The sequence below is a fragment of the Bacteroides caecigallinarum genome, assembly GCF_021530995.1.
GTDB classification, from domain to species: Bacteria; Bacteroidota; Bacteroidia; order Bacteroidales; family Bacteroidaceae; genus Phocaeicola; species Phocaeicola faecigallinarum.
In genome coordinates, this window is record NZ_JADYTF010000266.1 from 1 (window position 1) to 688 (window position 688).

General features: G+C 42.0%; 1 pseudogene. It reads left to right on the forward strand.

Annotated elements, in window-relative coordinates:
- Positions 1-63 precede the first annotated feature (63 nt).
- Positions 64-688 (forward strand): annotated as a pseudogene (locus I6E24_RS16525) (hypothetical protein); the annotation flags it as partial.

Here is a 688-nt window from a genome sequence, read left to right on the forward strand (position 1 = left end):
TTTAGAATATTTCGATGAGAAGTAAATAAAAAAGGCTTTGAGAATTTCTGTATATAACAGAAATTGAGTAAATTAGTAGCTCCCAAACGACTAATTCCACATCTCAAAGCCATGAGCAAATATACTAATATTCCGTCAGAACTCAAGAATTTTTTCAGTGAAAAACGAAAAAGTTCCATCATGGATATGTTTTCCACCCTTCTTGTCTCCCTCCGTTTTGACAACCGCAGTCTGGGCGGTAATAAAAGGAGCAACTGCCAACTGACCAATCTACAGGTATTCCAACTTATCGTACTGATGCCATTCTTTGCCATAAAAGGTTTCTCACATTATAAAAACTCCATACTCAATCGTATGTTTGGCGGCAGAAAGGATGTGTTCTATTCATTCATGGCACAGAACCATATCAATTGGCGCAGGCTGATTTACCGTATGTCCGTTACGCTTGTCTCTTCCATCACCTGCCGTAAGGATTTCAAGAAGAGTCATCTTCCGGCTGTTCTTATAGCTGATGATTCCGATCTGCCCAAGACAGGATTCCGGATGGAGGCAATAGGCAAGATTTTCTCTCATATACATCAGAAGTGTATTCTCGGGTATAAGGCCCTCATGCTGTGCTGGAGCGATGGTCGCACCCAGTTCATGCTCGACGTTTCCCTTCATGGCGAGAAGGGTAAAGTGGAAGGCA